The following is a 13,025-nucleotide window of genomic DNA, read 5'->3' on the forward strand; positions in this document are numbered from 1 at the left end:
GCAACGTCAAGACCCGTGCGACACGACGGCATGCGCGCCCGCAACCTCGCCCTCGTCCTGGGCGAGGTCCAGCGCGGCGGCCCGCTCAGCCGCGCCGCGCTCAGCGAGCTCACCGGGCTGACCAAGACCACCGTCTCCAAGCTGGTCGGCGACCTCCTGGAGGCGGGCATCGTCGAGGAGGCCGGCCCCGCCCGCGACGGCGAGCGCGGGCGTCCCGGCGTGCCGGTCCGGCTCAGCGGCGCCCGGGTGGGCGCGCTCGGGCTGGAGGTCAACGTCGACTACCTCGCCGTCTGCGTCCTCGACCTCACCGGCACGGTACGGCGAAGCCGCAAGGTCCCCGCCACGAACCGCGGCACCACCCCCGCCAAGACCCTCGCCGCCCTGGCCGAGCTGGCCGCCGAGGAGGCCGCCGCCTCCGGGCTGACGATCGCCGGCACCGGCCTGGCCGTACCAGGACCGGTGCGCGAGGGCGTCCTGCAGCACGCCCCGCACCTGGGCTGGCACGACGTCCGCGTGGATCTCGGCCGCCCGGTGGAGGTGGACAACGAGGCCAACCTCGCCGCGTTGGGGGAGTTGTGGTTCGGCTCCCGCGAGCGCGACTTCCTGTACGTGTCGGGGGAGATCGGCATCGGCGCCGGCATCGTGGTCGGCGGCGAGCTCTTCCGCGGCTGTCACGGCTTCGCCGGCGAGCTCGGCCACGTGGCCGTGGACCCCGCCGGGCCGCCCTGCCGCTGCGGCGCCCGCGGCTGCCTGGAGGTCTACGCCGGCCAGGACGCCCTCGTCGGGCCCGCCGCGGGAGAGGACGCGGTGGCCGAGTTGGTGAGCCGCCTGGAGTCCGGCGTGCGGCTCGGCGCGATCACCCGGGCGGGCGAGGCCCTCGGCCTGGTCCTGGGCTCGGCGGTGCACCTGCTCGACCCGGGCCGGATCGTGCTCGGCGGCATCTTCGCCCCGCTGTTCCCCTGGCTCGCGCCCCCGGCCGCCGAGGCCATGGCCGGACGGCTGGGCGGCCTGCGTGCCACGCCGCCCCCGCTGATCCGCTCGCGCCTGGGCGCCGACGCGGCGGTCCTGGGCGCGGCCGGTCAGGTGATCAGGAGGGTGCTCTCCGACCCCTACGCCTTCACCCGCTCGGCGCCCGCGTAGAGGTTGCAGCGCTCCTCACGCAGGAACCCGACGAGCGTGAGCCCGAACTCCCTGGCCAGCTCCACCGCCAGCGAGGAGGGCGCGGACACCGCGCAGACCACGGGCACGCCCGCGGCCAGCGCCTTCTGCATGATCTCGTAGCTGGTCCGCCCGCTGACCATGAGCAGGTGCCCGGCCAGCGGCAGCCGCCCGCCGAGCGCCGCCCAGCCCACCAGCTTGTCCACCGCGTTGTGCCGTCCCACGTCCTCGCGCACCGCGACCAGGTCGCCGTCCGGGGTGAACAGCCCGGCCGCGTGCAGGCCGCCGGTCTTGCCGAAGACGCCCTGCGCCTGGCGCAGCCGGCCGGGCAGCGAGTACAGCGTCTCGGCGGTGACCGTGACCCCGTCCGCGGGCAGCGCCGAGCAGCGGTCGCGCAGGGCGTCGAGGCTGGCCGAGCCGCACACCCCGCAGGCGCTGGAGGTCAGGAAGTGCCGGTCGAGCGTGGGCAGGTCGGGCAGCGGGCCGCTCACCCGGACGGTCACCGTGTTGTAGCGCGCCTCGGGGGCCACGTCCTCGTCGGTGCAGTAGCCGATGGTGTCGATCCCGTCCCTCGGGACCAGGCCCTCGCCGTGCAGGAAGCCGGCGGCCAGCTCGAAGTCGTGGCCCGGCGTGCGCATGGTGATCGCGACGGTCCGGCGGTCGGCGCCGGAGGCGAGCCGGATCTCCAGCGGCTCCTCGGTGGCCAGGTCGTCCCGCCGGTCCCGCACCTCCTTGCCGGTCAGGGTCCGCACCCGCACCGGCGTGCTGGGCCCCGGCCGGACCACCTCCCCGGCCCGCTCCGGAATCCCGCGGCCCGCGCTCACGGCAGCCTGCGGAGGGTGACGACGGCGTTGTAGTCCGGGATCTTGGCGTCCGGCGAGCGCCGGGCCTCGTCCAGCAGGACGTTCCCCTCGGGCCAGTGCACCTGGAGGTTCCCCGGCATGATCGGCGCCCGCAGCACCTTGCCGGCGAAGACCCCGGACGGCGAGGTGAGCTCGACCGGCGCCCCGTCGGGCAGCCCGAGCCGGTCGGCGTCGTGCGCGCTGATCAGCACCGCCTCCCGGGTGGCGCCGTTGAAGCCGTCGCGCCGCTCGTGGACCATGCTGTTGAACTGCTTGCCCCGCCGCGTCGCCACCGCGAAGCCGCCGTCGGGGCGCTCCAGCCGGGGCAGCCGGACCGGGGACAGGCGGGCCAGCCCGTCGGGCGTCTGGAACCGCCCGTCGGCGAACAGGTGGCGCCCGCCGTACTGCACGTTGTCACCGAAGCGAGCCAGCCCCGCGATGCCCGCGTAGAAGGGGACCGCCTTCTCGATGTCGGAGCGGATCGCCGGGGTGCCGGTGTAGCGGACGTCGGCCGCCGGGTTCACCAGCGCCGCGAGCTCGCCGAAGATCTTCCACTCCGGCCACGCCTCGCCGATCCGCCGGCCCTGGACCTCGGGGGAGAAGATGATGCGCCGCTCGGTCGAGGTCTCGGTGACGCCCCCGGCCATCTCGTACCGCGTCTGCGCGGGCAGCAGCAGCACGTCGCCGTCGGCCGGGACGAGCATCTGCGAGGAGAGCACGATGTCGATGTGCACCCGCAGCTTCAGCCGCGACAGCGCCTCCCGGCAGTAGGCGGGGTCGGGCAGCACCTCCAGGAAGTTGCCGCCGCTGGAGATCAGCACGTCCAGCTCGCCGGCGTGCGCGGCGTCGATCATCTCGGTCGCGGTCCGCCCGGGCTCGTCCGGCACCTCGAAACCCCACAGCTCGCTGAAGCGGGCCGCGTTCTCCGGGGTGATCGGCAGGCCGCCGGGCAGGCCGGTGGCGTAGGCGCCCATCTCCGCGCCGCCCTGCACGCCGCTGTGCCCGCGGATGGGCATCAGCCCGCACCTGTCGCGGCCCACGAAACCGCGCGCCATCGCCAAGTTGACGATCGCGCGCACGTTGTCCTCGCCGAAGGTGTGCTGCGTGATGCCCATCGACCAGACCAGCACGCCGGTCCTCGCCTCGCCGAGCAGCTTGGCCAGGCGGTACATCTGCTCGCGCGTCGAGCCGGACAGCGCCTCCAGCTCGGCCCACTCCATGGCCTCGACGCTCCGCCGTACCTCCTCGAAACCGGAGGTCCGGGCGTCGAGGAAGGCCTGGTCGAGCCAGTCGTTCTCGATGAGGTGCTTGAGCACGCCGTTGAGGAAGCCCAGGTCGCCGCCGACGTTGACGCCGAAGAACTCGTCGGTGATCTTCGTGCCGAACAGCGCGGACTCGGCGTTGGAGGGCACCCAGTACTTCTCCATGCCGGGCTCGCGGTAGCTGTTGACCATCACGATCCGGGTGCCGGCCTTCTTGGCGTGGTAGAGGTACTTCATCGCGACCGGCTGGTTGTTCGACGGGTTCGAGCCGATGAAGACGATCACATCGGAGCCGATCCAGTCGGTGTAGGAGCAGGTCGTGGCCGCCGCGCCGATCGTCTGCTTGAGCGCGACGGTCGAGGGGGAGTGGCAGATGCGCGCGGCGTTGTCGATGCTGTTGGTGCCCATCGCCCGCACCGCCTTCTGCGCGGCGAAGTAGTTCTCGTTCGGCATCCCGCGGCTGGTCAGATACGCCCCGAACCGCGACCCGCCGGCCGCGCGCATCGCCTCGGCCGCCAGCCGCAACGCCTGGTCCCACCCGATCCGGGTGAACCCCGCCTCGCCCTTCCTGCGCAGCATCGGGTACGGCAGGCGTCCCAGCTCCCGCAGCTCGGCGGACTTCTTCCCGGCCAGCGCGGACACCTCGCCCAGCAGCCGGTGATCCAGCGCGGGCATGGTGTTGAGCGGCAGCAGCCGGAGCCGGATGTTGCACAGGTGGATCTCGTCCATCGTCCAGTCCCGCATGCCCTGCGTGCCGAGCGCGCAGCCGTCGCAGGTGCCCTGGTTGAGGATGCGCCAGGCGAACCGGCGCTCGCCCTTGACCGCCTTGAAGGCCTTCCAGAGCTCCAGGTAGTTGTTCGGCTTGCGCAGGCCGAGACCGAACGGCCGCCAGGAGGCCCAGTTGCGGGGGTCGAGACGCTTGCTCATCCGGCCATCTTCTCTCGTCTGCTCGGACGGGCACAGCCGCCCTTCCGTACAGTGGTCCCAGACCAACCTTCACCACCGCGATGGGACGACGTGTCCGACTCTCGATACACCGACCTCGATCGGCCGCCGCTGTCCCAGCAGGCGCTGAGCCGCGCGCTGGTGCGCCCCGGCAGCCTGTGGACCGCCCTGTCCGTCGTGGACCGCACCGGCTCGACCAACGCCGACCTGGCCCAGACCGCCCGAGCCGGCGCGCCGGAGGGCGCCGTGCTGGTGGCCGAGACGCAGTACGCCGGCCGGGGACGGCTCGGCCGCCCGTGGAACGCGCCGCCGCGCTCGGGGCTGACCTTCTCGGTGCTGCTGCGGCCCCGGGTGCCGGTGCAGCGCCAGGGCTGGCTCCCGCTGCTGTTCGGCGTCGCCGCGGCCTCGGCCGTCCGCCGGCTGGCAGAGCTGGACGTGCGCCTGAAGTGGCCCAACGACCTGCTGGTCGGCGAGCGCAAGCTGGCCGGCATCCTGGCCGAGCGCAGCGACGGCGCGGTGGTCGTCGGCATGGGCCTCAACGTGTCGCTGCGCGCGGACGAGATCCCCGTGCCGGGCGCCACCTCGCTGGCCATCGAGACGGCCGGGCGCACCGCCGCCGACCACGAGCGCACCGGCGGGCTCGACCGCGACCCGCTGCTGCGCGACATCCTGCGCGAGATCGAGACGCACTACCGCGACTGGTGCGAGGCGGACGGCGACGCCGACCGCTGCGGGCTGCGCGCCGCCTACCAGGCGATCAGCGCCACCATCGGCGAGGAGATCCGGGTCGAGCTGCCCGGCGAGCGGCTGCTGAAGGGCACCGCGACCGGCGTCGACCGCAACGGGCACTTGGTCGTGGACGAGCAACACACCCTGAGCGCGGGAGACGTGGTCCACGTGCGTGCCGCGCACTAGCCTTTGGCCATGACACTCCCCGACCACCATCTCACGCAGGGCGAGCGGCGGCTGCGCTCGTTCCACCCGCACTGGAAGCGGCTGCTCGGGCCGTTCACCGCCCTCGTCGTGCTGGCCCTGGCCAGCGGTGCCGGCCTCTACTTCGTCCCGGGCGACTGGGAGTACGCCACCTACGCCCGGCTCGCCATCGGCGCGCTCGCGCTGATCCTCATCACCATCTGGTCGTTCGTCCCGTACCTGCAGTGGAAGAACACCGGGTACGTGCTGACCACGCACCGCTTCAGCATCAGCACCGGGGTGCTCAACAAGTCGACGGACGAGATCCCGATGACCAAGGTCAACACGGTCAGCTCCGACCAGACCATCGTCGAGCGCATGCTGGGCTGCGGCACCCTGACCGTCGAGTCGGCCTCGGAGAAGGGGCAGATGATCCTCAAGGACATCCCGCAGATCCAGGAAGTGCGCGCCGAGCTGTTCCGCCTGGTCGAGGACGCCTCGGACGGTGACGTCGACGAGCATGTCTAGGCCGACCGCCGAGCAGATCGAGCGGCTGTTCGCCGGCCAGCGGGCCCGGCACACCCGCGCCGAGGTGGCCGCGGCGGCCGGGGTGTCCGGCGAGCTGGCGGCGCGGTTGTGGCGGGCGCTGGGTTTCGCGACGCTGCCCGACGACACGGTCGCCTTCACCGACGCCGACGTGGACGCGCTGGGCGTCGTCCGCACGCTGCTCGACGGCGGGCTGCTGGACGCGGAGAGCGCGATCCGGATGGCCAGGGCACTCGGCCAGACCACCGCCCGCCTGGCCCAGTGGCAGGCCGAGATCGTGATCGGCGCGATGTTGCCCGGCGACGGCCCGCCCTCCGACGAGGAGCTCACCCGGGTCATGGAGGCCGCCGGCCGGCTCCTGCCCGATCTGGAGCAGTTGCTCGTGCACGTCTGGCGGGCCCAGCTCGGCGCCGCGGGCAGCCGGTTGCTGGCCCTCGCCGACCTGACCGACGAGGCCGCCCCGACCCGCGCCACCCTCGCCGTGGGCTTCGCCGATCTGGTCTCCTTCACCAGCCGCGCCCGCGAACTGGACGAGCGCGAGCTGGCCGAGCTGGTCGAGGGCTTCGAGTCGCGCGCCGCCGACGTCATCGCCGGGCACGGCGCCCGGCTGGTCAAGACGCTCGGCGACGAGGTGCTGTTCACCGCGCCGACCGCTCAGGTCGCCGCCGCGGTCGCCCTCGACCTGGTGAGGCCGGAGCTCCGCATCGGCCTGGCCTACGGGCCGGTGGTGCCCATGATGGGCGACGTGTTCGGCACCACGGTCAACCTCGCCTCCCGGCTGACCGGGCTGGCCCGGCCCGGGACCGTCCTGATCGACCAGGCCCTGGCCCGGCACGTCGCGCCCGAGCGGACCCGCCGGCTGCGCAGGCGCACGGTCGCGGGGCTCGGCCCGGTGCAGCCCTACCTGCTGCGCTCTTGACGGTGATCAGGCCGCCTGCTCACGATGTGGGGCATGCCGTACGAAGTCCAAGGTGTCATCGCACGTGGCAAGGGCGAGGCCGTCTCCCTGGAGACCGTGCTCGTCCCCGACCCCGGTCCGGGTGAGGCGGTCGTCCAGGTCAAGGCCTGCGGCGTGTGCCACACGGACCTGCACTACCGGGAAGGCGGCATCAACGACGACTTCCCCTTCCTGCTCGGCCACGAGGCCGCGGGCGTCGTCGAGGCGGTCGGACCCGGCGTGTCCGGCCTGGAGCCGGGCGACTACGTGATCCTCAACTGGCGCGCGGTCTGCGGCCAGTGCCGGGCGTGCGTGCGCGGCCGGCCGTGGTACTGCTTCGCCACGCACAACGCGGCCCAGAAGATGACCCTCGCCGACGGCACCGTGCTCTCGCCCGCGCTGGGCATCGGCGCCTTCGCCGAGAAGACGCTGGTGGCGGCGGGGCAGTGCACCAAGGTCGCGCCCCAGGCGCCGGCCGAGGTGGCCGGTCTGCTCGGCTGCGGCGTCATGGCGGGGCTGGGCGCCGCGCTCAACACCGGGGCGGTGACGCGCGGCGACACGGTCGCGGTGATCGGCTGCGGCGGCGTGGGCGACGCGGCGGTTCTCGGCGCCTCGCTGGCCGGCGCGTCGCGGATCATCGCCGTCGACGTGGACGACCGCAAGCTGGCCTGGGCGCGCGACTTCGGCGCGACCGACGTGGTGAACTCCGCCGAGCGCGACGCGGTGGAGGCGATCCGCGAGCTGACCGGAGGGTTCGGCGCGGACGTGGTGATCGAGGCGGTCGGCCGGGTCGAGACCTACAAGCAGGCCTTCTACGCCCGTGACCTGGCCGGGACGGTCGTACTCGTCGGCGTGCCGACGCCGGAGATGACGCTGGAGCTGCCGCTGCTGGACGTGTTCGGACGCGGCGGGTCGCTCAAGTCCTCGTGGTACGGCGACTGCCTGCCCTCCCGGGACTTCCCGATGCTGATCGACCTGTTCCTGCAGCGGCGGCTGCCGCTGGACCGGTTCGTCTCCGAGACGATCGCCCTGGATCAGGTGGAGGAGGCCTTCGCCAAGATGCATCGCGGCGAGGTGCTCCGCTCGGTGGTGGTCTTCTAGCGCGCCGTACCCAGCAATCGACGGAGAGTAACCAAACCGCGGGGTGGAATGTCCTGTCCTGAGAGGTTCATGCCTGTGTCGCACGACACATAGGCAAGCCTTACCAAAGTGAGCTATCTTAGGTGTGCCTTACCTATCACTTCGAGAGGCTCTCCCCCGTGGCGTACGTCTGCATCTGTCGTGCTGTGACCGAGAACGAGGTCCACGACTGCATCACGGCCGGTGCGCGCTCTGCCAAGCAGATCCGCGACACCACCGGCGCCGGTGCCGACTGTGCCTCTTGCGTGCGCAAGATCTGTGCGATCCTGAAGCGGTCCGACGACCTGATTCCGACCGCATAGTACGAGGGGCCCGTTCAATGCAGGGCGACAAGCAGATCATCGAGTTGCTCAACGAGCAGCTCACCGCGGAGCTCACCGCGATCAACCAGTACTTCCTCCACGCCAAGATGCAGGAGAACTGGGGCTACACCAAGCTCGCGGCACACACCCGCGCCGAATCCATCGACGAGATGCGGCACGCCGAGACGCTGACCGACCGCATCCTCTTCCTGGAGGGTCTGCCCAACTACCAGCGACTCGGCACGCTGCACATCGGGCAGACGGTCGAGGAGCAGCTCCGCGCCGACCTCGAGGTCGAGATGAGCGTGGTGCAGCGGCTGCGCCCGGCGATCCAGCTCATGCGCGAGAAGGGCGACAGCACCTCCGCCCGCATCTTCGAGGACATCCTCGCCGACGAGGAGCACCACATCGACTACCTCGAGACCGAGCTCTCCCTCATCCAGAGCCTCGGCGAGCAGCTCTACCTGGCGCGCTACGCCGAGCCCCCGTCGGCCGACTAGACGCCCTGAATTCCTGCGACACGCCCGCCGAATGACTATCCGGTGGGCGTGTCGCTTTTGCGATACGGAAAGAATCCCCGATCCTGACGGAGTTCGCGGTTATTTAACCCCGACTAACCGACATTTATCTGCGTTTGCCCAGGTCAATGGATAGGTCAACGACAAGTCAAACCGCGCGCTGTGGCCGGGAAACGATCGCTTAAGGTCCTACGATCGCTTCATGACCAGCGTACTTCTCGCCGAGGATGACGCCTCGATCTCGGAGCCGCTCGCACGCGCCCTGCGCCGCGAGGGATACCAGGTCGAGGTCACCCCCGACGGCCCACAGGCCCTGGAGCGGGCCCTTTCGGGCGGGATAGACCTCATCGTCCTCGACCTCGGCCTGCCCGAGATGGATGGACTTGAGGTCGCTCGCCGGATCCGCGCCGAAGGGCACGGCACCCCGGTGCTGATCCTCACCGCCCGCGTCGACGAGGTCGACACCGTCGTCGGCCTCGATGCCGGCGCCGACGACTACGTGACCAAACCATTCCGTCTGGCCGAACTCCTCGCCCGCGTCCGGGCGCTGCTGCGGCGCGGCACCTCCGAGACCCCCGTGGTCCAGGGCGTGCGCATCGACGCCGACTCGCGCCGCGCCTGGATGGGCGACAAGGAGCTCCACCTGACCACCAAGGAGTTCGACCTGCTGCGCGTCCTCGTGCGCGACGCGGGCAAGGTGGTCACCCGCGAGCAGATCATGCGGGAGGTGTGGGACACCAACTGGTGGGGATCCACCAAGACCCTCGACATGCACATCTCGTGGCTTCGCCGCAAGCTGGGCGACGACGCCGCCAAGCCCCGTTACATCACCACCGTCCGGGGAGTCGGCTTCAGGTTCGAGCGCGAGTAGGCGATGCGGCGTCGCCTGCTCTCCTCCACTCTGGTCGTCGCGGTCATCGCGGTGCTCCTGCTGGGGGTCCCCCTGGGCGTGGTGGTAAGCCGCCTGATCGTCGACGAGGCGGCCGCTGAACTCCAGGGCGAGGCCAATCGCCTTGTTCAGGAGGTGGGATACGCGCAGATCCAGGAAACCCCCATCGATCCACAGCAGATCGAGCAGAACTACCCTGACCGTTACATCCAGATCTACACCACCGGCAATCCGCCGAAGGCCATCATCGTCGGTAGTGAGGTGGCGGCCGACCACGCCATGTGGGAGGACGCCAGATCCGACGACGGGGTCTACGTCCGCGTCACCCGCGACCGCGGCGAGGTCGAGCAGGACGTGCACGCGCGCCTGCTCCTCATCGTGGCCCTGGCGGCCGCGGCCCTGGCCGTCGCGGTGGGGCTGGCCATCGTCCAGTCCCGCCGGCTGACCCTGCCCCTGCGCGACCTGGCCAAGATCGCCGAGCGGCTGGGTTCGGGCGACGCCCGGCCCAGCAAACACCGCTACGGCATCCCCGAGCTCGACCGGGTCGCCGAGGTGCTCGACCGCAGCGCCTCTCGCATCTCCGACCTGCTGACCAGGGAACGCGAGTTCGCCACGGACGCCTCGCACCAGCTCCGCACCCCGCTCACCGGCCTCACCATGCGGCTGGAGGAGATCGTCGCCGCCTCCAACGAGCCGGCGACCGTACGCGAGGAGGGCGAGGCCGCGATCGTGCAGGCCGAACGGCTCACCGCGGTCATCGACGAACTGCTGGCCGCCGCCCGCCGCCAGCGGCACGCGCAGGCCGAGCCCATGTCGGTGGACGAGATCCTCATCCAGCAGGTCACCGAGTGGGAACCCGCCTTCCGCCGCGCCGGCCGTCAGCTTCTGCTGGAGGGCGACCGCGGGCTGCGCGCCCTGGCCACCGAGGGCGGATTCGGCCAGGTCATCGCCACGCTGCTGGAGAACTCCCTCCGCCACGGCGGGGGCGCGACCGTGGTCACCACCAGCAAGAGCGACACCTACGTGGTGATCGAGGTGGCCGACCAGGGGCCCGGCATCGCCGACGAGCTGGCTCCGAAGGTCTTCGAACGCAATGTCAGCGGGCGGGGCGGCACCGGTCTGGGGCTGACCCTGGCCCGCGCGCTGGCCGCCGCCGACGGCGGCCGGCTGGAGCTGGTACGGCGGCGCCCGGCCGCGTTCGCGTTGTTCCTCCGCCCGGCCGTCGACAACGCCCGTAACCGGGTGGTCAGCGGTCCTGCTTGATCGCCGGCAGCTCCGTCGGGATGGGCTCGGTGGCCTCCAGGAAGACCCACCGCTTGTAACTCCAGTAGCGGAACAGGGTCCCGAGCCCCACCCCGATGAGGTTGGCCACGTTCGTGCTGATCGGGTCGCTCAGCTTCAGCGTGTACTCGGTGAAGCCGAGCACCAGCAGGCTGATCAGCAGCCCGATGCCGTTGAGCAGGAAGAACAGGAAGTACTCGCGGCCCAGGCCGGACTGCTCGCGGTGCCGGAAGGTCCAGTACCGGTTGCCGAGGTAGGCGAAGGTGGTCGCGACGACGGCGGCGCCCACCTTCGACGACAGCACGCCGATGCCCATGACCACGTTGAGCAGGTTGAACAGGCCCAGGTCGAGCACGAAGGCGATGGCCCCGATGGTGCCGAACTTGGCGAGCTCGTGGACCAGGTCGGTGAACCGGTGGTAGGCGCGTTTCAGGAACTGCACGGTCCTCGCACGGTCCTTCCTGGTCAAGAGGGCACGACCACCTCAGCGTACCGGCCATGCCGGAGGGTCGGGGTCGAGGCCGGTGTAAAGAGTGCTCCCCGCAATATCTCCCCAAGAACGGAAATAACCCGACTTGTCCGCTCCAGGGGCGGAAAGCCCCAGGGTGGGCGCGGGAAAATGCCGGGTGAGCGGGTCAAGTATGCTCACTGCACGTGAGCAACCCCGTTGTCGGCATCGTCGGCGCAGGCCAACTGGCCCGGATGACGCAGCCCCCCGCCATCGCCCTGGGCGTCGAACTGCGCGTTCTCGCCAACTCCCACGACGAGAGCGCGGCCCGCGTGATCGTCGACACGCGACTCGGAGACTACCGAGACCTCGCCACGCTGCAGGAGTTCGCCAAGGGCTGCGACGCGGTCACCTTCGACCACGAGCACGTGCCGACCGAGCACATCGCCGCGCTGGCCGCCGAGGGCGTCGAGATCCATCCCGGCGCCGAGGCCCTGGTCCACGCGCAGGACAAGGCGGTCATGCGGGAGCGGCTCACCGCCATCGGGGCGCCCTGTCCGGCGTGGACCCGGATCTCCGGCATCGAGGACGTGACCCGGTTCGCCGACGAGCACGGCTGGCCGGTCGTGCTCAAGGCGGTGCGGGGCGGTTACGACGGCCGCGGGGTGTGGGTCGTGCGCACGCGCAAGGCCGCCGAGGAGGTGCTCGGCCACGGCGTCGAGCTGATGGCCGAGGCGTTCGTGCCCTTCCAGCGCGAGCTCGCGGTGCTGGTCGCCAGGTCCCCGCACGGCCAGGGGGTGAGCTACCCGGTCGTGGAGACCGTCCAGGAGGACGGCATCTGCGTCGAGGTGATCGCGCCCGCGCCTGGCCTCGACCCCGAGGACGCCGCCCAGGCCCAGCGCATCGCGCTCAAGATCGCCAACGAGCTCGGCGTGACCGGGCTGCTGGCCGTCGAGATGTTCGAGACCGAGCAGGGCCTGCTGGTCAACGAGCTGGCCATGCGCCCGCACAACTCCGGCCACTGGACCATCGAGGGCGCCCGCACCTCGCAGTTCGAGCAGCACCTGCGGGCCGTGCTCGACCTGCCGCTGGGCTCGCCCCGGCCGACCGCGCGCTGGGTGGTGATGGCCAACCTGCTCGGCGGCGACGATCCGGACATCTTCGCCCGCTACGAGCACGTCATGGCCCACGACCCCGCGGTCAAGGTGCACTTCTACGGCAAGGAAGTCCGGCCGGGCCGCAAGATCGGGCACGTCACCGCGCTCGGCGACGACCTCGACACCGTGCGCGCCAAGGCCCGGCACGCGGCCGTCTACCTCACCACCGGGGAGTACACATGAGCGTCGGCATCGTCATGGGCAGCGACTCCGACTGGCCGGTGATGCGGCTGGCCGCCGAGGCGCTCGCCGAGTTCGGCGTGCCGTTCGAGGCCGACGTCGTCTCCGCGCACCGCATGCCCACCGAGATGATCGAGTACGGCAGGCAGGCCGCCGGCCGCGGCGTGCGGGTCATCATCGCCGGGGCGGGCGGCGCGGCGCACCTGCCAGGCATGCTGGCCAGCGTGACCCCGCTGCCGGTCATCGGGGTGCCGGTGCCGCTGAAGTACCTCGACGGCATGGACTCGCTGATGTCGATCGTGCAGATGCCGGCGGGGGTGCCGGTGGCGACCGTCGCCATCGGGGGCGCCCGAAACGCGGGGTTGCTGGCCGTACGGATCCTGGCGGCGGCCGACCCGGAGCTGCGCGAGAAGATGGTGCGCTTCCAGGACGAGCTGCGCGAGCAGGCCTACGCCAAGGGCGAGAGGTTGCGCGCGGAGGCCGCCGAGCTGGGCTAGCGGCCCCCGCG

14 protein-coding genes are annotated in these 13,025 nt (G+C 71.5%); 11 read left to right on the forward strand and 3 right to left on the reverse strand.

Translation table 11 applies throughout. The annotated features are described in order from the left end of the window. Positions 1 to 15: 15 nt before the first annotated feature. Positions 16 to 1,140 (forward strand): ROK family transcriptional regulator, encoded by a 1,125-nt coding sequence (locus AB0I67_RS02795; protein ID WP_357916531.1) that lies wholly within the window; start codon positions 16 to 18, stop codon positions 1,138 to 1,140. Here AB0I67_RS02795 and fdhD read toward each other — a convergent pair. Both fdhD and AB0I67_RS02805 read right to left on the reverse strand, forming a co-directional pair. Beyond that, positions 1,110 to 1,982, reverse strand: coding sequence for a formate dehydrogenase accessory sulfurtransferase FdhD (gene fdhD, locus AB0I67_RS02800; RefSeq protein WP_357916534.1), 873 nt, complete (start codon positions 1,980 to 1,982; stop codon positions 1,110 to 1,112). The two genes, AB0I67_RS02795 and fdhD, sit on opposite strands and share 31 nt — an antisense overlap. Then, positions 1,979 to 4,189 (reverse strand): FdhF/YdeP family oxidoreductase, encoded by a 2,211-nt coding sequence (locus AB0I67_RS02805; RefSeq protein WP_357916537.1) that lies wholly within the window; start codon positions 4,187 to 4,189, stop codon positions 1,979 to 1,981. Before AB0I67_RS02805 ends, fdhD begins: the two co-directional genes overlap by 4 nt. A 90-nt stretch (positions 4,190 to 4,279) precedes the next feature. Here AB0I67_RS02805 and AB0I67_RS02810 point away from each other — a divergent pair, with 90 nt between their 5' ends. The 8 genes from AB0I67_RS02810 (at position 4,280) to AB0I67_RS02845 (ending at position 10,714) form a co-directional block, all read left to right on the forward strand. Continuing rightward, positions 4,280 to 5,122: a biotin--[acetyl-CoA-carboxylase] ligase gene (locus tag AB0I67_RS02810; protein ID WP_357916540.1), complete on the forward strand. Its 843-nt coding sequence runs from the start codon at positions 4,280 to 4,282 to the stop codon at positions 5,120 to 5,122. A 9-nt stretch (positions 5,123 to 5,131) separates the two neighbouring features. After that, complete coding sequence (locus tag AB0I67_RS02815) at positions 5,132 to 5,647, forward strand: PH domain-containing protein (RefSeq protein ID WP_357916543.1); 516 nt, start codon at positions 5,132 to 5,134, stop codon at positions 5,645 to 5,647. Next, a complete protein-coding gene (locus AB0I67_RS02820) occupies positions 5,640 to 6,584 on the forward strand; it encodes an adenylate cyclase regulatory domain-containing protein (RefSeq protein WP_357916546.1) in 945 nt (314 codons plus the stop codon). Before AB0I67_RS02815 ends, AB0I67_RS02820 begins: the two co-directional genes overlap by 8 nt. A 33-nt stretch (positions 6,585 to 6,617) precedes the next feature. Beyond that, positions 6,618 to 7,703, forward strand: coding sequence for an S-(hydroxymethyl)mycothiol dehydrogenase (locus AB0I67_RS02825; protein WP_357916549.1), 1,086 nt, complete (start codon positions 6,618 to 6,620; stop codon positions 7,701 to 7,703). 158 nt (positions 7,704 to 7,861) lie between these two features. Then, complete coding sequence (locus tag AB0I67_RS02830) at positions 7,862 to 8,044, forward strand: (2Fe-2S)-binding protein (protein ID WP_357916552.1); 183 nt, start codon at positions 7,862 to 7,864, stop codon at positions 8,042 to 8,044. 17 nt (positions 8,045 to 8,061) lie between these two features. Further along, on the forward strand, positions 8,062 to 8,544 hold the full coding sequence (gene bfr, locus AB0I67_RS02835) for a bacterioferritin (protein ID WP_357916555.1): 483 nt from the start codon (positions 8,062 to 8,064) through the stop codon (positions 8,542 to 8,544). 220 nt (positions 8,545 to 8,764) lie between these two features. Then, on the forward strand, positions 8,765 to 9,433 hold the full coding sequence (locus tag AB0I67_RS02840) for a response regulator transcription factor (RefSeq protein ID WP_084963617.1): 669 nt from the start codon (positions 8,765 to 8,767) through the stop codon (positions 9,431 to 9,433). Positions 9,434 to 9,436: 3 nt separating this feature from the next. Then, on the forward strand, positions 9,437 to 10,714 hold the full coding sequence (locus AB0I67_RS02845) for an ATP-binding protein (RefSeq protein WP_357916558.1): 1,278 nt from the start codon (positions 9,437 to 9,439) through the stop codon (positions 10,712 to 10,714). Here the strand turns inward: AB0I67_RS02845 and AB0I67_RS02850 are convergent. Further along, entirely contained in the window at positions 10,698 to 11,174 is a 477-nt protein-coding gene (locus AB0I67_RS02850) for a GtrA family protein (RefSeq protein ID WP_357916561.1), read from the reverse strand. The genes AB0I67_RS02845 and AB0I67_RS02850 overlap by 17 nt on opposite strands. 212 nt (positions 11,175 to 11,386) lie before the next feature. On the opposite strand from AB0I67_RS02850, the gene AB0I67_RS02855 reads away from it, so the two are divergent. After that, positions 11,387 to 12,520 carry a 5-(carboxyamino)imidazole ribonucleotide synthase gene (locus AB0I67_RS02855; RefSeq protein WP_357916564.1) on the forward strand — a complete coding sequence of 378 codons (1,134 nt, stop codon included), beginning with the start codon at positions 11,387 to 11,389 and terminating at the stop codon, positions 12,518 to 12,520. Continuing rightward, positions 12,517 to 13,014 carry a 5-(carboxyamino)imidazole ribonucleotide mutase gene (gene purE, locus AB0I67_RS02860; protein ID WP_357916567.1) on the forward strand — a complete coding sequence of 166 codons (498 nt, stop codon included), beginning with the start codon at positions 12,517 to 12,519 and terminating at the stop codon, positions 13,012 to 13,014. Before AB0I67_RS02855 ends, purE begins: the two co-directional genes overlap by 4 nt. Positions 13,015 to 13,025 lie beyond the last annotated feature (11 nt).

It is taken from the genome of Nonomuraea sp. NPDC050310 (assembly GCF_040655795.1).
GTDB lineage: Bacteria > Actinomycetota > Actinomycetes > Streptosporangiales > Streptosporangiaceae > Nonomuraea.

Excerpts from the sequence above, each read along its gene's own strand:
- purE (WP_357916567.1), top strand. The coding sequence starts at position 12,517 with ATGAGCGTCGGCATCGTCATGGGCAGCGACTCCGACTGGCCGGTGATG.
- AB0I67_RS02825 (WP_357916549.1), top strand. The coding sequence starts at position 6,618 with ATGCCGTACGAAGTCCAAGGTGTCATCGCACGTGGCAAGGGCGAGGCC.
- bfr (WP_357916555.1), top strand. The coding sequence starts at position 8,062 with ATGCAGGGCGACAAGCAGATCATCGAGTTGCTCAACGAGCAGCTCACC.
- AB0I67_RS02805 (WP_357916537.1), bottom strand. The coding sequence starts at position 4,189 with ATGAGCAAGCGTCTCGACCCCCGCAACTGGGCCTCCTGGCGGCCGTTC.
- AB0I67_RS02845 (WP_357916558.1), top strand. The coding sequence starts at position 9,437 with ATGCGGCGTCGCCTGCTCTCCTCCACTCTGGTCGTCGCGGTCATCGCG.
- AB0I67_RS02820 (WP_357916546.1), top strand. The coding sequence starts at position 5,640 with ATGTCTAGGCCGACCGCCGAGCAGATCGAGCGGCTGTTCGCCGGCCAG.
- AB0I67_RS02815 (WP_357916543.1), top strand. The coding sequence starts at position 5,132 with ATGACACTCCCCGACCACCATCTCACGCAGGGCGAGCGGCGGCTGCGC.
- AB0I67_RS02840 (WP_084963617.1), top strand. The coding sequence starts at position 8,765 with ATGACCAGCGTACTTCTCGCCGAGGATGACGCCTCGATCTCGGAGCCG.